General features: G+C 71.8%; 13 protein-coding genes and 3 pseudogenes. 8 read left to right on the top strand and 8 right to left on the bottom strand.

What is annotated here, in order from left to right; genetic code table 11:
* Positions 1-305: 305 nt before the first annotated feature.
* On the top strand, positions 306-1133 hold the full coding sequence (locus IE239_RS07460; protein WP_190148461.1) for an SAM-dependent methyltransferase: 828 nt from the start codon (positions 306-308) through the stop codon (positions 1131-1133).
* 157 nt (positions 1134-1290) lie between these two features.
* Here IE239_RS07460 and IE239_RS07455 read toward each other — a convergent pair whose 3' ends face one another.
* Positions 1291-3069 (bottom strand): FAD-dependent oxidoreductase, encoded by a 1779-nt coding sequence (locus tag IE239_RS07455; protein ID WP_190148460.1) that lies wholly within the window; start codon positions 3067-3069, stop codon positions 1291-1293.
* Between the two features lie 70 nt (positions 3070-3139).
* The gene (locus tag IE239_RS07450) at positions 3140-5089 is read right to left on the bottom strand and encodes a maleylacetate reductase and hydroxyquinol 1,2-dioxygenase domain-containing protein (RefSeq protein WP_190148459.1); all 1950 of its coding nucleotides are present in this window, start codon (positions 5087-5089) and stop codon (positions 3140-3142) included.
* Between the two features lie 184 nt (positions 5090-5273).
* Here IE239_RS07450 and IE239_RS07445 point away from each other — a divergent pair, with 184 nt between their 5' ends.
* Positions 5274-6188 carry a helix-turn-helix domain-containing protein gene (locus IE239_RS07445; protein WP_190148458.1) on the top strand — a complete coding sequence of 305 codons (915 nt, stop codon included), beginning with the start codon at positions 5274-5276 and terminating at the stop codon, positions 6186-6188.
* Between the two features lie 57 nt (positions 6189-6245).
* Positions 6246-6833, top strand: coding sequence for a carboxymuconolactone decarboxylase family protein (locus IE239_RS07440; protein WP_190148457.1), 588 nt, complete (start codon positions 6246-6248; stop codon positions 6831-6833).
* A gap of 12 nt (positions 6834-6845) precedes the next feature.
* Here the strand turns inward: IE239_RS07440 and IE239_RS07435 are convergent, their stop codons facing one another.
* Positions 6846-7766, bottom strand: a complete 921-nt coding sequence (locus IE239_RS07435; protein ID WP_190148456.1) for a LysR family transcriptional regulator — start codon at positions 7764-7766, stop codon at positions 6846-6848.
* A 221-nt stretch (positions 7767-7987) separates the two neighbouring features.
* Here IE239_RS07435 and IE239_RS07430 point away from each other — a divergent pair.
* Positions 7988-8341, top strand: a pseudogene (locus IE239_RS07430) (fumarylacetoacetate hydrolase family protein); the annotation flags it as partial.
* 36 nt (positions 8342-8377) lie between these two features.
* A pseudogene (locus IE239_RS43465) lies at positions 8378-8583 on the top strand (hypothetical protein); the annotation flags it as partial.
* Between the two features lie 7 nt (positions 8584-8590).
* Here IE239_RS43465 and IE239_RS07425 read toward each other — a convergent pair.
* Both IE239_RS07425 and IE239_RS07420 read right to left on the bottom strand, forming a co-directional pair.
* Positions 8591-10435, bottom strand: coding sequence for an FG-GAP-like repeat-containing protein (locus IE239_RS07425; RefSeq protein WP_190148455.1), 1845 nt, complete (start codon positions 10433-10435; stop codon positions 8591-8593).
* A 319-nt stretch (positions 10436-10754) separates the two neighbouring features.
* Positions 10755-11291, bottom strand: a complete 537-nt coding sequence (locus tag IE239_RS07420) for a hypothetical protein (protein WP_229877882.1) — start codon at positions 11289-11291, stop codon at positions 10755-10757.
* A 434-nt stretch (positions 11292-11725) separates the two neighbouring features.
* On the opposite strand from IE239_RS07420, the gene IE239_RS07415 reads away from it, so the two are divergent.
* The 3 genes from IE239_RS07415 (at position 11726) to IE239_RS07405 (ending at position 18336) form a co-directional block, all read left to right on the top strand.
* Entirely contained in the window at positions 11726-15085 is a 3360-nt protein-coding gene (locus tag IE239_RS07415; protein WP_190148454.1) for an ALF repeat-containing protein, read from the top strand.
* A 217-nt stretch (positions 15086-15302) separates the two neighbouring features.
* Positions 15303-17267, top strand: coding sequence for a DNA/RNA non-specific endonuclease (locus tag IE239_RS07410; protein WP_229877880.1), 1965 nt, complete (start codon positions 15303-15305; stop codon positions 17265-17267).
* A gap of 31 nt (positions 17268-17298) precedes the next feature.
* Entirely contained in the window at positions 17299-18336 is a 1038-nt protein-coding gene (locus IE239_RS07405) for a hypothetical protein (RefSeq protein ID WP_190148453.1), read from the top strand.
* Positions 18337-18543: 207 nt separating this feature from the next.
* On the opposite strand, the pseudogene IE239_RS07400 reads toward IE239_RS07405, so the two are convergent.
* The 3 genes and pseudogenes from IE239_RS07400 to IE239_RS07390 form a co-directional block, all read right to left on the bottom strand.
* Positions 18544-19238, bottom strand: a pseudogene (locus IE239_RS07400) (catalase HPII); the annotation flags it as partial.
* 42 nt (positions 19239-19280) lie between these two features.
* On the bottom strand, positions 19281-20675 hold the full coding sequence (gene ccrA, locus IE239_RS07395; protein WP_190148452.1) for a crotonyl-CoA carboxylase/reductase: 1395 nt from the start codon (positions 20673-20675) through the stop codon (positions 19281-19283).
* A 101-nt stretch (positions 20676-20776) separates the two neighbouring features.
* The gene (locus IE239_RS07390) at positions 20777-22699 is read right to left on the bottom strand and encodes an AfsR/SARP family transcriptional regulator (RefSeq protein WP_190148451.1); all 1923 of its coding nucleotides are present in this window, start codon (positions 22697-22699) and stop codon (positions 20777-20779) included.
* Between the last annotated feature and the right edge of the window lie 24 nt (positions 22700-22723).

Here is a 22723-nt window from a genome sequence, read left to right as displayed (position 1 = left end):
GTGGGCGAACCGCTCCATGAGCTGTGCCGGGCCTCCGGCGAAAGGGCGCGTCGACCTCTCGGACGAGTAACGGGGCGCATCGACAGCGGTGTTGGGCCCCGACTGTCATCCGCCCTGCTGATCTGTCGTTCATGAGCGGCGGCGCGTACCACGATGCCGCCGCCCTCACCGATGGCTGTCGGCTCAGTCGGCCTGTCAGCCGGTCGAGGTGTCTGACACCGAACCCGGGCCGTCCATGCCGTCGCGCCGCTCGGACCGGCTGAGGGAACCCAAAGCGAGCGCGTGCAAGCGGTGTTGGGGGAAGAATGGCCGGCATGACGTACGAAGGCTCCTCCATCGACCCGACCAAGCCCAGCATCGCGCGCGTCTACGACTACCTGCTCGGCGGCAAGGACAACTACGCCGTGGACCGTGCGATCGGTGACGTGTTCAAACGCGACCTGCCCGGTTCGGTGGCCATCGCCTTCGCCAACCGCGCGGCCCTCACGCGGGCGGTCAGGGAGATCGCTAAGACCACCGGCATACGGCAGTTCATCGACCTGGGCAGTGGCCTGCCGACCGCGGACAACGTCCACCAGGTCGCGCAACGGCACGCTCCCGAGTCCCGGGTCGTCTACGTCGACACCGACCTCCAGGTGCTGGTCCACGGCCGCGCACTGCTGGAGAACAACGACCGGACCCGCGTCGTGGCGGTCGACGTGCGCGACCCCGAAGGCGTCCGCACGCATCCCGACACCCTCGACGTCATCGACTTCGCCCGTCCCGTCGCCGTCATCCTCAGCGCGATCCTCCACCACGTCAACGACGAGGAGGACCCGGCCGGCATCGTCCGCTACTGGCGCGACCACGTCCCCTCCGGAAGCTACTTCTTCATCAGCCACTTCCGCTCCGGCAACAACCCGGAAACCGAAGAGGCCGAGAGGGTCCTCCAGCAGACGTTCGGCCGCGGCCGGTGGCGTACGGACGCGGAGATCACCTCCCTGCTGGACGGCCTGGAGATTCTCGATCCCGGGATCGTCCCCGCGTCGCTGTGGCGTCCCGACGAGACCGACAACCCGTGGAACAAGGGCCCAGGGCGAGAGCTCACGGTCTGGGAACACCTCATCGCCGCCGGACTCGCCCGCAAACCGTAGCGGTGACCCCCGGTGCCGTCGGCGTCGTGGACGGCGACGGTCGACCGACGGGAGCCTGACCGGACGGGTCGGCCGGCGGGCCGTGGCGCACCCGGCCGGCCGCCGGCTGGCCGGCGGCCGCGGTGAGCGTTCGCACTGCGGTGCCTGCTCGGCCTGTTCACGCGTCAGCGGTCCCAGGTGCAGGCCGGCAGAGCACCGTCGTCAGCGCTTCCCGCAGCAGCCGGGTCGCCTCGGCGATGTCGGCGGCTCCACTCGGCCGGCGCCAGGCCACGTACCCGTCGGGGCGGACCAGCAGCACGCCCTCCTCGTCGATCTCCGCGCGGCGGCTCCACTCGCCGTACGCGTCGTGGGCGTCCCGGTCGATGACGACACCGCGCAGGTCGAGGCCGAGTTCCCGGGCCAGGATGCCGGCGGCGTCGGCCCAGGCTGTTCCGGCGAGGCCGGTGACGACCGAGAAGCTGCCCCTGGCGACCATGTCGAGCGTCGAGATCCGCCCGCCTCTGTCGTCGACGAGCCAGGCGTGCGGCAGCTTCGCGCCGGGGCGAGAGGTGGGGCGGGCGAAGAGTTCTCCGTCGCGGGAGATCGTCTCGGGGGTGCCGTCGGGGATGACGGCGGCCGACTCGTAGCGCTGGTTGTGCTCGATGCCGTGGGCGTTGAACTCGTAGTGCTTCAGCTCGATCGCCTCGCGGATGGCCAGCCGCTTCTTCGCCCCCTCTGCGTCCGGCCGGCGCGCCGCGTGCAGGGCCTTGGCGATGCCCTCCTCGTCGCCGCTCACGACGCCGAGCGCTTCGAACAGGGGCAGGAACTGGTCCCGGGAGAGGTTCGCGCGTTCCACGATCTGCTTCGCGACCGGGGCTCGTTCGTCGGAGTAGGTGTCCAGGAGCTCGGGCCCGGCGTGTCCCTTCAGGACGGCCGCGAGCTTCCACGCCAGGTTGTAGGAGTCCTGGACGGAGGTGTTGGAGCCGAGGCCGTTGGACGGCGGGTGCCGGTGGACGGCGTCCCCGGCGCAGAAGACGCGGTCGGCGTGCAGCCGGGTGGCGTAGGCGTGGTTGACCGTCCACAGGGAGGCGCTGTCGATCCGCACGTCGAGTTCGTCGTCGCCGACGAGGTCGCGGACGATCGCCGCCGCCGCCTCGTCGTCGAGGCTGGGCGGAGGGTTGTCGATGTCGTAGCCCCAGACGATGAGCCACTCGTTCCAGGGCCGGACCATCCGCAGCAGGCCCATGCCGATCCCGCCGACATCGGCGCCCGGGCGCATGATCCAGTACAGGACGCTGGGGCGGTGTTCGACGTACTGCGTGAGGTCGGCCCTGAACACGATGTTCATGCTGCCGGCCTTGCCCATCTGCCCTTCCATCGGCAGCCCGAGCTTCTCGGCGACGATGCTGCGGCCGCCGTCGGCGCCGATCATGTAACGGGCGCGGACGGTGCGTTCGACGCCGCTGGGCCGGTCGTACAGGCGGGCGGTCACGCCGTCCGCGTCCTGTTCGAAGTCGACGAGCTCGGTGTTCAGGCGAACCACGGCGCCGCGTTTGGCGGCGTTGGACAGGAGGATGGGCTCCAGGTAGGTCTGCGGGAGGTCGATCATGCCGCAGGGGCTCTGGGAGGCGTACTCGGTCAGGCTCTCGTCGCCGGTGCCCCAGGTGCGGATACGGCCGATCTCGTCGCCCAGGAGGGAGGTGGCGAACACGGTGTCGCCCATCAGGCGGCTCGGTGTGCCCTTCTCCAGGGCCTCCTGCTCGATCCCGAGGTCGCGGAAGACCTCCATGGCACGCTGGTTGGTGATGTGGGCGCGCGGGGTGTCGGCCAGCCATCCGTATTTGGTGACCAGGTGGGTGCGCACACCGTAGGTCGCCAGCAGCAGTGCCGCGGTGCCGCCGGCGGGTCCGCTGCCGATGACCAGGACGTCGGTGTCGTACTTCTCAGGCGTGCTCATGGTGTCTGTCTCCGGGAGGCTGGGTGAAACACGTCGGGGGGCGGCGTGCTGTGCGGAGCCCGAGGTGTGCTCAGTCGGCGCGGCGCGCGATGCGGAAGGTGAACTCGAGCAGGCGCCACTCACCGTCGACGGGCCGGCCGTCGGGCGTCGGGCCGGTTCGCCGGACGAAGTCGGTGATCAGGTCGTCCTTGACGCCGAAGACCGCGTCCCGCTGTCCGGGCGCACCGTCGAGGTAGGCCCCTCCCCGTACGAACAGCTGGGTGATCAGCGGCTGGTACTCGGGGGCGTTGATCAGGAAGTGCACGTGCGGGGCGCGGTAGGGGTGGCGGCCGACGGCGGCGAGCATCCTGCCGACCGGACCGTCGTCGGGGATCGGATATTCCGAGGGGAGGATCGACCAGAAGGTGAACCGGCCGTCGGCGTCGGTGGTGAACCGGGCGCGCAGCACCGGTCCGTCCAGGTCGGGGAGTTGGACGTCGTAGAAGCCGTCCTCGTTGGACTGCCAGACGTCCACGACGGCCCCGGAGACCGGCTCTCCCTGCTGGTCGGTCACCTGGATGTCCGCCCACATCGGCGTGCCCGTGAGCCCTCCGGCGATGTCGCTGCCGTGTTCGGCTGCGGGGGGCCCGGCGACGTAGAAGGGTCCGAGGATCGCGGAGGAAGTGGTGTCCGGGTTACGGGAGTTGGCGAGGGCGTCGACGACGCTGGACATGCCGAGGGTGTCGGAGAGGAGGATGAACTCCTGCCTCGTGTCGGTGGTGATGTGGCCGGCCTCGGTGAGGAAGTCGACGGCCCGCTGCCACTCCTGCGGGGTGAGGTCGTTGCGGATCGTGTAGGCGTGCAGGGTGCGGGCGAGATCGGTGAGCAGCTGCCTCAGGCGCGGGTTCGCGCAGCCGCCGAAGCTCGCCGCGACCTCGTCGGTCAGCGGGCGCAGGTCGGGTGCGGAGCCGGCCGCCGCCTGCGGGCGGCGGCCGTGCCAGGCGTCGCCGAGCAGGTCCGCGAGTCCCCTGCGGGTCAGCTCGCGCGGGTTCGGGTACGGCTGTGCGGTGGCCAGTTCCGCCGCGCGGTCCAGGTCGGCCTCCGCCATGCCGAGGCCTCGCAGCGACGTCGGACCGCCGACCCGGCAGATCAGGTCGAAGACTCCGGTGGGCGCGTCGGGCACGCCCAGGGCGCGCGCGATGCGGTCCATCGCCTCCGGTGCCGCGGGCGCGTTGTACGCCATCGCGTGCGGGAGGACCACGGTGTGGGTGTCGGCGTGCGGCAGGCCGAAGGCGCCGCCCAGCGTGTGGCAGAGCTTGTGGTGCAGTCCCATGCCCACGGCGCCGAGGCAGGTGCCTGCCAGCCACGCCGCCTGGAGCAGTTCCGCCCGTGCTTCCAGGTCGGAGGGATCGTCGTGGAGGGCGGGGAGGGCACGGGCGATGGCGGCGGCCGCCTCCAGAGCCATGGCGTCCGTGACCGGAGTCGCGTCCGGTGAGTAGAGGGCTTCCACGACATGGGCCAGTGCGTTGACGCCACTGGTCACTGACATGGCGACGGGGAGGCCGAGGGTGAGCTCGACGTCGTACACGACCGTTTCGGGCAGGATCGCGGGTGAGGACCGGGTGACCTTGCGGCCGTCCACCGTCTCGCCGAGCACGGGGGTGACCTCGGAGCCGGCGTAGGTGGTCGGCACGATGACCTGGGGCAGATCCGTGCGGACCGCCAGCGCCTTCGCGAGGCCGGTCGTCGAGCCGCCGCCGATGGCCACCAGGCAATCCGCGCGCCGGTCGCGCACGAGACTCAGGGCCTGCTCCGTCACCTCGACGGGGGTGTGCATGGCCGCGCCGTCGAACTCGGCCACCACCAGGTCGCCCAGAGCTTCGCGGAGCCGTTCGGTGTCCTTGCGCAGAGCGGGCGACCCGTCGGACAGGAGCAGTACCCGGGACCCGTCGAGACGCCCGACCTCCTCGCGGACCCGCGGAAGCGTACCCGCGCCGAAGACCACCCGGCTCGGGCCGGTGGTGTGCACAAAACTCCTCATGAAGCTGCTCTCCGTGCTGCGGGGTCAGGGGGTCTCCCGCAGTATTCGAGCCCGTGTGCCGGTCGTTCCTGCATAATCTCCGCATCGCCCTGCACAAAAGCAGCGTCGGCCGCGGCTCGCTCGGTCCGTGCCTGCCCGCCCGCGCCGGAGGGCGGGCAGGACCGTGCCCCCGAAGGAGGGCCTCATGAACGAGATGGGCCTCGGTGACACCCACGGCATCCTGGCGCGGCCCGGGGTGCGTCCCCTCCGTACGAGCGCGGGTCTCGGCTGGGAGCGGTTGTATGTGTCGACGCAGCGGGAGCTGCCGTATCGGGAGGCTTTTCAGGGAGCCGGCAGTCACCTGGTGATCCTGCATCTGGACGGCCCCGTCACGGTCCGGAGGGGACGCCGGGGGTTGACGGCGGCGCGGCAGGTGCCGCCCGGTGGGCTGTTCCTGCATCCGGCCGACACGGAGCTGGACGTGGAACTCGGCGGCTATCTGAACACGGTGCACGTCTACCTGTCGGACGCAGCCCTCCAGGCGACGGCAGAGACGGCGAAGGACGGCCGGCCGGTGCGGCTGAGGGAGGAGTTCGGCACCACGGATCCGCTGCTGGAGCAGCTCGTTCTGGCGCTCGACGGTGTGGTGCGTCACTGGGAGCCCAGCGGGAGGACCTATGCGGATCAGCTCGCGCTCATGACCGCCGCCCAGCTGGCCCGCCGCCACAGCGTGCGGCCGGGGACGCCCCCGGCCGGAGGCTGGAGGAGCGTCGCGGAGCCGGACCGGGAGCAAGCGGGGCTGAGCGACCGGCAGTTCACGGCCGTTCGGGAGCTCATGGACACGCGGCTTTCCGAGCCTCTGTCGCTGGAGGACCTCGCCTCGGCCGCGGGGCTCGGTGTCAGCCAGTTCACCCGGCGTTTCAGGGCTCGCACGGGATGCCCTCCGCACCGGTACCTCGTGCGGCTGCGCGTGGAACGGGCCACCCGCCTGCTGCGCGCCGGATCCATGCCCATCGCCCAGGTGGCGGCCGCCTGCGGGTTCTCCCACCAGGAACACCTGACCCGAGTGATCCGCTCCCGCCTCGGCACGACGCCGGCCGCGCTGCGCCGCGAGGGCTGACCCACTCCGGTGATCCGCGCGGCTATAGTTCCCCGGCACCGAACGAAGGGAGCGACGATGGTCGCCCGCCTGGCCGGATTTCTTCCCGGCGACATGAGCGAGGAACAGGCCGCGGTCTACCGGTCGATCTCCGGAGGCCCACGCGCCGCCGGTCCCCAGCTCTTCGCCCTCACCGACAGCGAGGGACGGCTTCGGGGGCCGTTCAACGCGATGCTGCTCAGTCCTCCGATCGGCGCCGCGCTGCAGGCCGTGGGTGCGGCGGTGCGCTACCGGTCCTCTCTCAGCGACCGCGTCCGTGAAATGGCCGTGCTCCTCGTCGCCGCGCACTGGGGCAGCGCGTTCGAACGAGAGGCGCACGAAGCCGTGGGGCGCGTATGCGGTCTGACCGAGGAGGAACTCGCCTCACTGCGCTCCGGTGCGCTGCCGGACGTCACCGACCCGGACGAGACGACGGCCCTGCGGGCCACGGCCTCGCTGCTGCACTCCGGCAGCCTGGGCGACGACGAGTACGACGCGGCGGTGTCGGCGATCGGTGAACGCGGCCTGTTCGAGCTGACGACCCTGGTGGGCTACTACTCCACGCTCGCCCTGCAGCTCCGCGTCTTCGCAGGTGAGGAAGGCAAGCCGAGACCGTCGGCGCCCTGAGGGCAGACCCGGTCACCCCTCCGGTGCGCGCTCTGCCATCCGTTTCGCGACGCGCGCAATGGTCTCGCGAAGCCACATGTGCGCCGCGTCGTGCGTGTGTACGGGGTGCCACCACAGGGCTTCGTGGAGGGGCACCATGCCGTGCGGCGGTTCCATGACGCGGATGCCGGCCGTTTCGCGCAGTCGCTCGGCGAGCCGGGCCTGGACGAGGGCGATTCTGCGGGTTCCGGCGACGAGGAAGCACAGTGCCTGGAAGGTGTCGGCGGAGACCTCCGAGCGGGGCTCGACGCCGAGCATGCTCAGCTGCCTCGTGGACGTTGTGTCGTACAGCCGCCGATACGTCACCCAGGGCAGCCGGCTCAGGTCGTCCAGCGTGAGCGCGTCCCCCACCTCGGCATTGTCCCGTGAGACCACGAAGACCCAGCGGTCCTGGAAGACCTCGACCGCCGGGTACCCGCTGATGAAGCCGTGCGGCAGGAGCATCCCGTCGGTGGTGCTCAGCAGTGCGGCTGTCTCCTCGGTGACCGTGGCGGGAGTCAGCTCGAAATGGAGCCGGACGCCGGGCGCCTCCGCGTGGAGGATGCGGGTCAGTTCGGTGCCGAAGACCGTCACGGCATAGTCCGAAGCGATGATCTTGAATTCGTGGCCGTCCTGGACGGGGTCGAACTCGGCCTGGCTGCTGAAGACCCGTTCCGCCATGTCGCAGGCCCTGGCCGTCCGGTCCAGCAGCGCCTGGCCGAGGGCGGTCAGCTCGTAGTTGTTGCCGGTCCTGGAGAGGAGCTCGTCGTCGAAATGCCGGCGCAGTCGCGCGAGGGCGCCGCTCATCGCGGGCTGGCTGAGCCCGACGCGCTGCCCGGCCCTGGTGACACTGCGTTCCTCCAGCAGAGCGCGCAGAGCCACCAGGAGATTCAGGTCAAGGCTGGCCAGATGCATGACACTCCCGAGCGCTGGTCGCCGTCGGAGACGAGACCTGAAGGTCATCGGTGAAACCGATGACCTTCATCCGGCGAATCGATTTCCCCAATCGGATGCGGGACGGCCAGAGTAGTCGCACCGCCGCCGAGAGGACACGTCCGTGAAACGTGATGTCGATTCACCGCTCTTCTCCGGCCCCTTCGCCCTCTGCACCGTCGGCCCACCGGGCCGGACGCGTCGAGGAGGCCCGGGCGGAGTTCGCGGAGGTCTTGGACCGGCGGGCACGCGAGGACCTGCCCTACGTGTTCATCGGCCTGCCGAGCGCGATCACCGGCCCCTACGACGACGTCGTCCTCCCCTCCTGGGCCGCACAGCCGGACTGGGAACCGGAGCCGGCGGCGGTGATCGCCGAACCCGCTCACCGAGTCTCCATGGAGGAGGCGCTGGAGTACGTCGCCGGTTGCACGATCGCCAGCGACCTCACCGACCGCGCCACCGTCTTCCGCCAGGACATGCCCGGAATCGGCACCGACTGGCTGCACAGCACGAACGCCCCCGGCTTCACCCCGCTCGGCCCGTGGATTCCGACGGCACGACGCTGCTCGGCCTGATCCACTCCGGTCCCCCGACTGTGGGGCGCCCGAGCGAACAGGTTCCGCCTCCGCTCAAGCCCGGCGACACCGTCACCCTCACCGCGGACATCCTCGGCTCCGTCCGCAGCACCGTCGTTCCGGGCACCGAGCCGGTACCCCTGCCGACCGGCCGCCGACGGCCGCTCCTGAGCGGATCCGGAAAAGGGGGGCACGGACGCGTCCGTCCCCCCCTGTCCTGCTGAGGTCGCGTCAGTGGACGCTGCCCGTCCAGTTCCTGACCGGCGCCTGGAGGGTGGCTCCGGTGCTGCGGAAGGTGAAGAGGCTGTTGAGGCGGCGGCCGTCGGGGGTCTGGCCGGCGTCGTAGAGGACTCCGACGTCGCTCTTCTTGTCGCCGTTGTAGTCGCCGGACGTCACCTGGCTCTTGTTCCAGCTGAAGGCGCCCGTACTGGTCCACATCCTCACCGGGGCACCGAACACGGTGCCGGTGCTGGTGAAGGTGTAGAGCGAGGTGGTGGGCACCCCGTCGGTCGAGGCGCCGGTGTCGTAGAGGACGCCGACGTCGTCCTTGCCGTCGCCGTTGTAGTCGCCCGAAGTGACCTGGCCGGCCGCCCAGGTGAACCCACCGGGGGTGCTCCAGGTCTTGGCCGCCGTCATGTCGGCGCCGTTGCTGGTGAAGGTGTAGAGCGCCGACATGGCCTTGCCGTCGGCGGAGGTGCCGCTGTTGTAGAAGACGCCGATGTCGTCCTTGCCGTCACCGTTGTAGTCACCCGAAGTGACCTTGGAAGCATCCCAGGTGAAGCCGCCGGTGGTGGTCCAGGCCTTGTGGGCGGTCATGCCGGCGCCGTTGCTGGTGAAGGTGTAGACGGAGGACATGGCTCCGGTGGGCGAGGAGCCGCTGTCGTAGAAGACGCCGATGTCGTCCTTGCCGTCACCGTTGTAGTCACCCGAAGTGACCTTGGAAGCATCCCAGGTGAAGCCGCCGGTGGTGGTCCACACCTTCTTGGGGGCGCTGAAGACGGCGGTCGTGGCGGTGGCGGCGCTGGTGAAGGTGTAGACGGAGGAGACGGCCCCCGTGTCGGAGGACCCGCCGTCGTAGAAGACGCCGATGTCGTCCTTGCCGTCACCGTTGTAGTCGCCCGAGGTCAGCTTGGAGGACCTCCAGGTGAAGCCGCCGGGAGTGCTCCATGCGAGCTGGGGTGCGGCGAAACCGGTTCCGTTGCTGAGGAAGGCGTAGATCGAGGAGCGGTTCTTGCCTTCGGGTGAGGTCCCGTTGTCGTAGAAGGCGGCGACGTCCTGCCTGCCGTCGCCGTTGAAGTCACCCGAGGCGGTCTGGAAGTTCTGCGGCAGCGCGCGGATCTGCTGGATCCAGGAGGCGACGTTGTCCAGGCGGGTCTCGACGGCGCCGGTACGGGTCTCGTCGGAGGCGAAGCAGCCGCCCTGCCAGGACTGGCTGTGCAGCGCGACGAGCTCGGTCGTGCCGCCGGTCTCCCGCAGGGCCGGGCCTCCGCTGTCGCCCTTGCAGAGCGCCGAGCCCTCACCGGCGGTGACCGACACCGTGCCCTGCTCCACCGTGCCGACGCCGAAGATGCCGGTGTGGAGCTTGTCGGGCACCCACTCGTCCCTGGTGCGGCCGTACCCGGCCACGCGCAGCTGCTCGCCCGCGACGGGCGCGGTGGTGGCGACGAGAGCCGGGGCGATGTCGGTGACCCGTGCGGAGAGCTTGGCCATCACCAGGTCGCGGTCGGTGCGTGGGACCAGTTCGGTGACCGCCAGGACATGGCCGGCGGCGGAGCCGAGGTCGCCGCCGATCGTCGCGGTGGTCGCGACGTCCGGCGGACCCGGAGTGATCGGGGAGCCCATGTGGGAGGGGTCGTCCGCGAAACACGAGGCCGCCGTCAGCAGCCACTGCGGGTCGACGAGCACAGCCGTGCATCCGGCCCTGTCCCCGACGGTGATCTTCGCTGTGAAGGCGTACGCGCCGTCCGCGGCCGCTCCGCCGGTGACGGCCCCCGCCGGTGCGGCGAGCGCGCATACTGCGGCGAGGCCCGCCAGCAGCCCCGTGGTCCGTACTGCGCGGGTTCTCTTCCCGGGCATGTCATTCCCTTACGAGTAGTTCGGCTGACGCTCCGGCGAGAGGTCTCGCCGGAGCAGTGCGGCACAGGGTCGCCGGACGCGTCGTCGCCGGGGGCGACGTGCGCGTACATGTGCCGGCGGCGATGCGCGTGGCGCTCTTCCCGTCGGTGCGGTGCACGATCGGGCCCGCACAGCCGGCTGCGATCGATGCCGGCCACGTGCAGGCGACCCCGGCCTGCCCGGCCCGGGTGGGCGGACCGGTCGGCGCTCCCGCCGACTGCCGGCGAAGTGCGGTGTCCGGCGTGGCGCGGCGGCTCCGGCGCGGGACGCCGGAGCCGGATCACTTGGAGGTTCGGATCTCCATGAGCATGAACTCGCGACCCTGCTCGTCCGCGCTCTCGCCGACGGCCGTCCACGTGTTCTTGGCGACGTCGAAGGACTTCTGCTCGCTGCCGACGGTCATGTCCACCTGGGTCGTGTAGTCGTTGCCCTTCATGACGTAGACGGCGGGGATCTCCAGCGTCAGCCAGCCGGAGTTGCCGACGGTCCTGAAGCAGATCGTCTCCGACTTCCGCCGGGCCATGACCTGCAGGAGGCCGGGGCCGTCGGCGCAGTCGGCCAGGGTGATGTGACCGTCCCCGCGCTTGAGGACGATGCCCTGCTCCTGAAGGATCTTGTCGGCCCGCGGATAGGCGAAGTTCTCGACCGCGTAGCCCGGGGCCTCGTCCGCCACAGGCACCGCGGCATCGCCGCTCTCCGTCCGGAGGCCGGACGCCGGCGTGGCCCATGCCAGGCCCCCGGCGACCAGCACGCCCAGCGCGCCGGCCACGAGCCTCTTCCGCTGCGGCTTCACCGCAGGGGTGATCCATACCTTCATCGCAGTCCTAAATTCGCTTTCCTTCGGCCGGACGTCCGTAATCCGGCCCCGTGTCAGGCGTGAAGGCTCCGCAATTCGACAAAGGGCCCCCAACCCCGGCGGGAATAAGGGAGAACAATCCTTCATCGTGCGGACCCCCCGCTTGAGCCTGTCCATGCCACCTCCCTCGACGGGACTCTGTCCAGGGTGTGAAACGGGCGAAAAGAGACGGCAGTTGAAGATCCTTCGTGACTTGCGACACCCCCGGGAGAGGTTGTGCGTCCACATGTGGAGAACACGTGAAAACAAGCGGGGCCATGCATTCCGAGACAACTGGCGTGCCGTCAATTCCCTTGTCTGTCAAATGATTTATGGGCCGATGCGCATTGATATGGTCCCCTTCGGAGTCCAGCCCTTTGCTCTTCCATCGACCAGACCGCGAGGAGAACGCCCTTATGCAGACGATGTTCTGGAGTCGCAGACGGCTCCTCGGCGCGGTCGCCGCCGTGACGGCCGCCGCTGCCACTCCCCTGTCGTTGACTCACCCGGCACGCGCCGCCGGCCAGGACACGCCGCCCGGCCCGGTTCCGTTGCCGGACACCGAGCGGGCCAAGGTGGTCGAAGCGTGGACCACGGGAGGCAGAGCCACCAAGGCCGCCGCGGCCTACGCCCTCTACGGCAGCGACACGGAGGTCAGGACGTTCCTCGCGGAAACCCTGCCGAAGGTCAGAGCCGAGGACAATCGTGTCGCCGTCCTCAGGTACCTCGTCCGGGCCGGCAAGGGCACACGCCGGGAGGCCGTGGCCGCCCTCGACGGCGGCGACGACGCCATAGCCGCGTTCCTCGCGCAGGGGTACCGGCCCGCCCTGCTGGAGGATCTGCGCGTGGCGACCCTCATCGTGTCGTCCACCGGTAACAAGGCCGTGCAGCGGAAGGCCTCCGCCGCCCTGGACGCCGGAACCCCGCAGGCGCTGGAGACGTTCCTCACCGACGGCCAGTACGACGGCGCCCTGGAGGACGCGCGGGTGCAGGTGTCGGCGATGCTGGTCGGCGCCGGGCCCGAGGTCCGCAAGTACGCGGACCGCGCGCTGAGCGGCGCCGCGTCGGACATCCAGTGGTTCCTCGACACCGGCCAGCACATCGCCCGGGCCCGGGACCAGGAGTCGGCGACCATCGCCGAACTCGTCGCGGTGGTCGAGCGGGAGGGCAAGCGCGCCCAGGCCGAGACCGACCTGGCCACCGAGGCGTCCGCGCGCGCCCAGACCGCCGCCCAGAAGGCCAAGGAAGCGGCCGAGAAGGCCGCCGCCGAGGCGGCCGCGGCGCAGCAGGACGTGCAGAAGTCCGCCGCGGCCGCCCGCAAGGCCGCGAACGCCGCGAAGGGCGCGGCGAACGCCGCCCGCGACGCCATCAGCGCCTCCAACGCGGCCGTGACCGCCTCCCGCCGCGCCTCCTACGCGGCCACGGCGGCCTCCCACGCCGCCGCCGCGGCCGGCAACGCCGCCTCCCGCGCCTACAACGCCGCCATCGCCGCCTCCAAGGACGCGGCCAAGACGCAGGCGGCCAAGAACGCCGCGGTCGCCGCCCGTGACGCCGCCGCCAAGGCCCAGTCCGCGGCCAAGGCCGCCGACTACGCCGCGGCCGCCACCGCCCAGTCCGTCAACGCCGGCGTCGCGGCCGCGGGCGCGGCCCGCGACTCGGCCGCCGCCGCACGGGCTGCCGCGCAGGCCGCCGAGTCCGCCGGCGCGGCCCAGTCCGAGGCGGCCGAGGCCAAGCGCCAGGCGGCCGTCGCGACGGCCGCCGCCAACCGCGCGACCAACTCCGCGTCCACCGCCCAGGCGCTCGCCAACACGGCCGCCTCCGCGGCGCGCGCGGCGCGTGACGCCGCCAACTCCGCGGCCGCGCACGCCCTGAAGTCCGCCGACGCCGCCGACGAGGCGGTGAAGAACGCGGGCAAGGCCATCGACTACGCCAACAAGTCCACCGCGCACGCCGCCGAGGCCGTGAAGGCCGCCGACGTCGCCACCAAGGCCGTGACGGACGCCATGGCGGTGGAGCAGGCGGCCCGGGACGCTGAGCTGGCCCGCCTCGAGCAGGACAAGCTGCAGGGCATCGACGAGGCCCGCCTGCTGGCCCGGATCGAGGCCGACGAAGAGGCCGCGTACGAGAACAAGCGCACCCAGGACGCCCAGACCGAGCAGGCCCTCAAGGACGTCATCGCCGCGGCGGAGAAGGCCCTGTGGGAGACCGGCGACCTGGCGCTCGCCGCCACCCTGGGCCGCAAGGCCGCAACCGGGCTGCTGGACGCGAAGGGCGCGTGGACGCGACAGGCGGCGCAGTTCGCCCTGTCCGGCAGCGACGAGGACGTGCTCTCCTGGGTGGACCTCGACCGGTCCATCGCCAAGAACCAGGACGACCGGGAGACCGTCCTCTACCTCGCGCAGATATCCAGCCCCGCCATCGCGGAGGCCGCCCAGGCCGCCCTGCAGAGCACCAGCTCGACGGCGGTGGGCGACTTCCTCACCTCCGGGGTGATCCGGGCGTCCCAGGACGACAACAAGGTCCAGATCGGCCGCATCCTCAACGACAAGCCGGGCAAGGCCGTCGTCAAGGCCGCCAACGACGCGCTCGACGAGAACACGCCCGAGGGGTACCAGGACTTCTTCAACCGCACCTACCCGGCCGCGATGCGGGAGGACGACGCGGTGGCCACGGCGACGTCGACGACCACCGGCGGCGAGTACGTGAAGGCGTACGCGGAGGTGGCCCTGGAGGGGCCCACCTGGATGCGCCGGAACTTCGTCCAGCAGGTGCAGTACACGGCGGCGCAGCTCGACCACGACTCCGCCACCCACGTCGCCGCGATCCGCGGGTCGATCGCGGCCGCGGCCAAGATCGCCTACCAGGCACAGAAGGACGCGGCGGACGCGTCGAAGGCCGCCGCCGACGCCCGCAACGCCGCGGACAAGGCCAAGGAATGGGCCGACAAGGCGATCGCCGCGGCGAGCAAGGCGAACGGCTACTCCCAGCAGGCCAAGGACAACGCCGACGCCGCCGACCGTTCCGCGGCGGCCGCACAGGCTTCGGCCGACCAGGCCAAGGCGGCGGCCTCGACCGCGCGCCAGGCGTCCCGGTCGGCGAACTACTCCGCGAACACGGCCATCGACGCGGCCCGTTCGGCGCTCCAGTCCTCCTACAACGCCCAGGCGTCCGCCGCAGCGGCCCGGCAGTCCGAGATCCAGGCGGGCCGGGACGCGGCCACCGCCGCCGCGGCGGCCAGCCAGGCGCACCGGATCGCCGCGCAGAAGCGGCAGGACGAGATCGCCGAGGCGGCCCGCAAGGCCGCCGAGAAGGCGAGGCAGCAGCGGCAGCAGGGCCAGAACCCGGCCGACAGCGACACCCACGACGACGTCCACCCCAACGGCACCGGCTCCGGGCAGGACGAGGACTGGTGGTCGGACGCCGGCTGGTGGGCCGACGCCGCCAACAAGGTCAGCGTCGCCGCGGGCCTGATCGCCGTCGGTCTCGGTGCGGCCAGCCTGGTCTTCCCGCCGCTCGCGGCGGGCGCCGCGTTCTTCGGTTACGTGTCGCTGGGCGCCGGTGCGCTGGGAGCCCTCTTCACCGGCATCGAACACGGCTTCACCAGCGGTGAGTTCGTCAGCTCCGCCGGGGAGGCCGCACTCAACCTGGCCACCTTCGGCCGGGGCAAGCTGGCGAAGCCGCTCGTGAAGAAGGCCGCGCCCGTGGTCAACAAGGTCGCGGAAGAAGGCAAGGAACTGGTGTCCTCGATCACCGGCGGTCTCTCGAACCTCTGGTGACCAGCACCGTCCGCTCCTCACCCGACGGATGACGCCCCCGCCCCGCCGGTGACCGGCGGGGCGGTCCCATGACGACGTCCCACCGCCGCGCCGAGGCCGACGCGGATCCGCGGCGCGGGCGGGCCCCGCCGTCCCCTCGCCCCGAACTCCCCTTCCGGGACACGTTCCTCACCCCTCCCGACCGGCAGCACGTCACACCCGAAAGGTAAGTACGACAATGCGACCATCATCCCTCTTTGCGCGGTATCGACGCGCAGCCGTTCCGTTGCTGGCCGTCCTGGCCCTGGGCGCCACCACCGCGATGACTCCGGCGCCCCCGGCGCCGCAGACGTCTGCGCACAAGGTGAGCAGGGTCGACCTGACCGGCCGGGGCGTCCTGCCCGCGCCGACCGAGACGCGGCCCGTCCCGGTGGAGCCCGGGGAGCACTGCGCGCCCACGCGCGCCGGCTCCCGCGAGCGCAGGGCGGGCGCCGTGGAGGCCTGTGTCACCACGAGCACCGCACCGGTGAAGCCGGCCGGGCGCAAGACCCCCGGTGCCGCGCAGCCGAGGGCTTCCGCCGCCGACGACGCCGAGTGCGTGATCACCGTCCCCGGGAGGTGGAACTACCACCGCTTCGGCTACTGCGTGAGCGGCCTGACCGTGCTGTACGTGCTCAGGGACGGCAACGGCAAGGAGATAGGCACCGGCACGCTGGGCGTCGCGACCAGTGCCCTCCTGCCCGCCGACATCACGAACCCGAAGTGGAACGAGTACGTCACGGTGACCATGACCGGCGCGACCGGGGCTGTCACGTCCCTGACCGCGAAGCTCAGGTCCGCGTGCTCGGCCGGCTGCAAGGCCACCAAGACGGCGCCGTGGTACGGGGGCGATCTGGTCAAGGGCGCTTCCGTCAACGGCTTCGTGACCTACTCCTCCTCCCCGGCCGCCGGCGCGAAGGTCGACTTCACCACGTCGTACCAGCTGTACGTCACCTCTCCCGGCGCCCAGATCACCGACCCGAACGCCTCCTGGAGCAACCCGGAGAAGATCCGCTGCGACGACGACGTACGGGACACGACCAGTTCCACCGGCACGCCCGCCCGCGGCTGCGTGGTGCCCTCCGTCATGCCGGTCGTGAAGATGAGCGCGGCGTCGGGCTCGGGCGCAGCGGCGGCCGGCTATCTGTGGGCCCAGGAGAACCTCGCCGAGGGATGGGGGCGCGACAAGCCGCTGACGCGGGCGAAGGACGGCGTCGCCGACCGCACGAGCCGCACCTGTGGAAGTGGGGGCTCAGAGCCGTTCCAGGCGCGGACGGACCTCGTCGCGGACGACAGCTGTGGCGAGTTCCCCTTCGCGGCCACTCACGAAGGAGGAACCGACGGCGCCCGGTGCGCCGAGGTCGTCCCCAATTACAGCAGCGGGGGATGGGACGTCTACCGACTGAACGGCGAGAACTCCAGCAGGCCCTGCGCACGCGTGCACGCCCCGCTCGCGGCCGTCCGGTCCGCCGAGACGGAGCTTTCCGAAGGCTTCGCGAGCCAGCGCGTGGTGGAGGCCGAGCAGTTCAAGGTGGAGATCGCCGGCTCGACCCCCGAGCCGCAGGGCGCCTGTCTGCAGAGCGCGCCGACCGGGGCGCTTCCCTCCGGCGACGGGTGGATCAGGAACACCACCGAACCGGTCGCGCACGTCAACAAGACCACCAGCCCGCCCGGTCCGGCGGGTACCCGGGCGTCCATGGCCCAGGCCTGCATCGGGAAGAACCTCGGCGAGGGCAGCGATGCCGAGGGTGACATCACCGGCTGGCAGGACGCCCAGGAGTTCGCCCGCGTCAACTCGCCCGGAACCGGGCTCGCCCGGTGTCACCTGATCGCCAACATCCTCGGCGGAAAGGGCGGGCGCCGGGACGGCGGACCGGACAATCTCGTCCCCTGCTGGCAGTCGGGCATGAACACCGGGACACCCAGCATGCGGACCTACGAGTTCGCGGCACAGACGGCGGTGGCGAACGCGGCCTTCGGACCGAACGACGCGATCTTCTACCAGGTCACGCCCGACTACCGGGACGACACCAGCACGATCCCGCAGGGGGTCACCATGAGCGCCACGATCGAGCGGGCGGACGGATCCTCGCAGCCGTTGTTCCCCGACGTGTACATCACCAACACCCAACGCAACACCGGTAAGTTGAACCTCGGAAATTGATCCAGGACGATGCATGCCACCGGGAGCCGGAATGAGTCGTACCACCCCGCCGCGGCCGCTCGACGTCACGGCGCTCTTCCCTCGACTGGCCCCGCTGGCACGCACGGCGACCCGGCTGCACCCTCGCGCCGGGTCTCCGTCGCGGCACGACAGTTCGGTCGGCGGGCCGCTGATGTGGCCCGCCGGCGAACCGTGGCCGCAGTGCGACGAGCCGCACACGCAGGACCAGGTGGAGGCGGGCTTCTCCCTGGAGGAGGAACGGGCGGACCGGGGCATCCCGGCACGCGGGGAGAGCCGGTCGCAGCACGACGCCGACGCGTACGAGGCCGGGGAGCGGGCGGTCGACGACCTGGGCGACGCCGAACTGCCGTGGGCCGGCGGCCCGATCGCCATGCTGCCCGTCGCCCAGCTCTACACGCGGGACGTCCCCCTGCTGCGCCCGCCCGGGCAGTCGGAGGCCGATCTGCTCCAGGTGCTGTGGTGCCCCTTCGACCACCCGGACCATCCCAGGACCGCTCTCTTCTGGCGGTCCGCCGCCACGGTCACCGACCCCTTGGACACACCGCCCGAACCTCCCGCGGTCGAGTTCCCCGGCTACCTGCCCCAGCCGTGCCTCCTCTCGCCGGAGGAGGTCGTCGAACACCCCCACTTCATGGAGCTGAGCAAGGAGTTGCAGGAGGAGTTGGCGGACTGGGGCAGGTGGCAGTCCGCCGGTGCCATGGTGGACAGTTCCTACTCCGTGGCCCCGGAGGACTTCTACACGAACAAGCTGTCCGTTTCCCCCGGCTGGAAGGTGGGCGGCTGGTCCCGTTGGGGTCTCACCGATCCCGTGCCCCGGATCTGCTCCGTGTGCGGCGCCGAGATGGACCCGCTGCTGACCATCGCCACCACTGAATGGAACGCCGGCACCAAGAGCTGGGCCCCCGAGGGGGACCAGGCCCGCGATCCGCTCCCGCCCGGCATCCCGCCGGCGAACTACACCCGGGTCGACCTCGCCCGGGGCTACGGCCTGCAACTCCACGTCTGCCCGGTCTCCGCGGATCATCCACACCTCGAGCTGATCCAGTAGGAACGCGTCGGCCCGGTGAACGCTGCTGCCGTGTCGCCGGTTCTCGGCGGGTCGTCCGGCAGCGTCCGCAGGCCGTGAGGGCGGCCGAAGCGGGTGAGCGGCGCGAGGTGCGGTGCGGGCGCGACAGCAGCCGCAACCGGTGCCGACGAACGGCGAAAGCCGGGCGGGACCGCTTCCGCCCGGCTTCGCTGTCCGCCTGCACCGTGATCAGACCGCGGTGAACCGCTCCCACACGCGGTGCGAGCCCGGCAGCGCGGTCACCTGCTCCAGAACGGCGGGACCGGAGTCGCCCAGGACGACGCCGGGAGCGGGTACGGGCACGCCGGCCGCCTCCAGCACGTCCTGGCCCAGCGCCGAGGCGCCGATGGCCTTGCCGGGCCGGAAGGCCTCCGACAGCAGCAGCGCCACGCGCGGATCGACGCCCGGCCGCGGTGCGCCGAGGGCGGCCTTCGCGTCGCGGACGCCGAAGGCGTCGGCACCGACCGGGGGTGGTCCGGCGAGCAGGACGGCGTCGAACTCGACGGAGCGCGCGGTCGCGTACGTCCGCTGGACCGTCGGACCGGCGTCCCCTCACCGAGCGTGCCGCCGGCCGGGGCGACGATCAGGGGCACCATGCCGCCGGCGAGGACCGTCTCCCGCAGGGCGCGGACCTCGTCGAGGTCGCCGTCCGGGGCGGCGACGATCCCGATGACGCGCCCGTCGGTGGGCCAGGTGCCGCCGAGCTGGGACAGCGCCGGGCTCAAGGCGACGTCGGCCAGGGAAACCGTGGGTGCGGGGACCGGCAGGCCGAGACCCGAGGCGACCTGAGCGCACAGCTCCGGGTCGATGTCGGCCAGAACCCGGAGCGCGCGCTCCTTGACGGCGCGTTCACAGCACTTGCCCAGTTCGCACTCCGGCGCTCCGGCTCCCGCTCGTGTCTGTCCGGCGCCCGACCGGCCCCCGGGTCAGTGGACCGGCTCGGCCTCGGCCGGCTCGGCCGCGGCGGGGCTGCCGCCGGGCTCGGCGGTCGGCGCACCGCGCAGGGGGTTCAGGCGGTCCTCACCGATCCGGTCGCGCAGAGCGCGGTCCGTGACGCCCAGCCCGGGGCGGGGGGCCAGGCACAGCACACCGACCTTCCCCTGATGGCGGTTGGTCTGGACCAGGCGGGCGGCTTCGGCGACGTCGGCGAGGGGGTGCACGGCCGAGAGAGTGGGGACCAGGTGGCCGAGGCGGAACAGCCGGTTGCACTCCGCCTGCTCCTGGAGGTTGGCGGCGTGGCTGCCCACGATCCGTTTGAGGTTCATCCACAGGTAACGGTTGTCGAAGCGGTGCTGGTAACCGGTGCTGGAGCCGCAGGTGACGACGGTCCCGCCGCGCCGGACGACGAAGACGGACAGGCCGAAGGTGGCCTTGCCGATGTAGTCGAAGACGACGTGGGGGTCCTCGCCGAAGCGGCCCCGGATGATGCGGCCGAGTCGTTTGCCGGCCTCGACGGTCGCTTTCGGATCGTCGGAGATGTCCCGGTCCAGTCCGATCTCGGCCCGGTTGACGACGAGATCACAGCCGAACGCGCGCAGCCGTTCCGCCTTCTCCTCGGAGCTCACGACCCCGACGGCGATGCCGCCGCCGTTGCGGACCAGTTGGACGGCGTACGAGCCCAGTCCTCCGGTCGCACCCCAGATGAGCACGATGTCGCCCTGTTTGATGCGCGCGCCCCGGTCGCTGACCAGCATGCGGTACGAGGTCGCCGCGCAGAGCATCGTCGAGGCGGCCTCCTCCCAGGTCAGGTGCGGCGGCTTGGGCAGCAACTGGCTGGCCCGGACGACGGCGTAGTGCGCCAGACCGCCGAAGTTGGTCTCGAACCCCCAGATCCGCTGCTCCGCGCCGAGCATGCCGTCCGCGTGCGTGGCGGGTTCCTGGTCGTCGACCTGGACACAGCTGACGACGACGTGGTCACCGGCCTGCCAGCGCCGTACGCCCGCTCCCACCCGTACGACCACTCCGGCGGCGTCGGAGCCGACCACGTGCCAGGGCAGGTCGTGCCGGGCGGCCGGGCCGCCCTGGCGGCCGAGACGCTCCAGGAAGGCGAAGGTCGAGACCGGTTCGAAGGTCGCCGACCAGACCGTGTTGTAGTTGATGGAGCTGGCCATGACGGCGACGAGGACCTCGTCGACGGCCAGTTCAGGCATGGGCACCGGGCCGACCCGCAGGGTCCTGCGGACGTCCCGGTCGCCGGCGCCGTCGAAGATCCGCTGGTCCTCGGCGCGCAGATGGGCCGCGGTGTAGGCCGACGGCAGCGGACTGCGCAGGAGTTCCTCCGCGGGCGCCTCGGCGAGCACGGCTTCGGTCAAGGAGTCCATGAACCTCTCCAATGGGATGGGAAGGAGCCGGGAGGCGCGCGGCGGGCGCGGCCCCGTCGGCCGGTGCGCGGCCGGGCGGGCGCGCGGTGTGCCGTCGGCCGCTATCGGGAGCCTCCGGCGTGGGCCGCGACCCGGGTCCCGGCGCCGGGACCGACGGCGGGCAGGACGCGGGGCCCGCTCCCGGTCCGCGCCGTGCCGGCGGCCGGGCCCTCGACGCGGGTCCGCTCACGGGCGTAGGTCCGGGCCAGCCGGTCCATGAGGTAGCGCCCGTGGTCGCGTTCGCGCAGGAGGTTGGCGTCCACCAGCGCGTCCAGGACGTCCTGCGCGCCGTCCGGCGAGCACCCGAGCAGCGCGGCCGCCGTCTCCCGGCCGAAGGAGGCGTCGGCCTCCGCCCCCAGGACGCGGAAGGCCGCGCCGAGGCCGACTCCGGCCACGGTGCGCTCACGGGTGGCTGCGTACGCGGACTCCAGCACCGGTCGCACCGCCAGGTCGCCGACCTCCAGCTCGTCCAGCAGCCGCCGTTCGTCGGCGAGGCGCCGGGCCACGTCGGCCAGTTCACGACGGGGCCTGGCACTGATCCGGGAGCCGATGATCCGCACCGCCAGAGGCAGCCCCGCGCACTCGGCGGCGACCTGCCGGGCGGCCCCGGGTTCGCGTTCGGTCCGGCGACGCCCGACGATCCGGCCGAGCAGCTCCAGGGCGCCCGCCTCGGAGAGCGGCTCCAGCGCCGTGGTGTGCGCGCCCTCCAGGTCGGTCAGCCGGTCGCGGCTCGTGACCAGCACCCGGCTGCCTCCGGCGCCGGGGACGAAGGGGCGGACCTGCGCGGCGTTCGCGGCGTCGTCGAGCACGATCAGCATGCGGCGGCCGTCCGTCAGGGACCGGAACAGCGCGATGCGCCCCGCGTGCGAGGCGGGCACCGCCGTGTCCGGCACGCCGAGTCCCGCCAGCAGCCTGGCCAGGATCTCCCCGGAGTCGACGGGCCGTCCCGAACTGCCCTCCAGCTCCACGAATAGCTGACCGTCGGGGAACCGGTCGCGGACCTGGTGTGCCGCCTGCACGGCGAGGGCGGTCTTGCCCAGGCCACCGCCGCCCGTCAACGCCACCGTCGTCCGCGTCTCCGCGGCCGGTGCGCAGTCCAGCAGCCCTTCCAGCCGGGCCAGTTCTCGCCCGCGTGCGGTGAACCCGGCGGCCACCGCCGGCAGTTGAGCGGGGACGGGCCAGCGCGGTCTGCCGTCGCTCCAGAGCGCGGGTGGGTCCTGCCGTCGCGCGGAGGGCTGTTCGGGCTCGTCCTCGACGCGCAGGATCCGCTGCTGGACCGCGCGCAGTTCGCCGCCCGGCTCGGCGCCCAGCTGGTCGACGAGGGCGGACCGGGTGCGCCGGAAGAGGTCGAGGGCCTCGGTCTGCTGCCCGGAGCGGGACAGGGCCAGCATCAGCCTGCCGATCAGCCCCTCGTGCAGGGGGTGCTCACGGCCCAGCCGCCACAGTTCGGGGAGGATCTCGGCGTGCCGCCCGAGCGCCAGGTCCAGGTCCACGCGCCAGGTGAGGGTCTGGAGGTAGAGCTTCTCCAGGTGACAGCCCTCCAGCTCCTGCAGAGTATGGGAGGGGACGTCCATCAGCGGTTCGTGGCGCCACAGGTCGAGTGCCGCGCGCAGGTGTTCCGCCGCCTGCGGGAGGGCGCCGCCCTCGACCAGCGACTGGGCCGTCCTGCGGTGGGCCTGGAGCCGGCCGAGATCGGTCTCGTCCTCCTCCATCTCGATGAGGTATCCCGGTGCGCGCGTGACGATCCGGCTTCCGCCGTGCGGGCCCAGACACTGGCGCAGACGCATGACGTAGGTGCGGATCGTGGCGGTCGCGCTCGGCGGCGGGGTGCCGTCCCAGACGAAGCGGGCCAGTGTCCGGACCGGCACCAGCCTGTTCGCGTTCAGTACGAGGGCGGCGAGCACGACGCGCTGACGGGGCGCCGACACTCTCAGCTCGTGGCCGCCGGAGCGGACGACCAGGGGGCCAAGCAACGATATTTCCATGACTGCTCCACCCTTTGAGACGGC

The sequence above is a fragment of the Streptomyces humidus genome (genome assembly GCF_014649655.1).
Taxonomy (GTDB): Bacteria; Actinomycetota; Actinomycetes; order Streptomycetales; family Streptomycetaceae; genus Streptomyces; species Streptomyces humidus.
The sequence above is the reverse complement of the archived record's forward strand: the minus strand, read 5'-3'. Positions and strand labels throughout refer to the sequence as shown.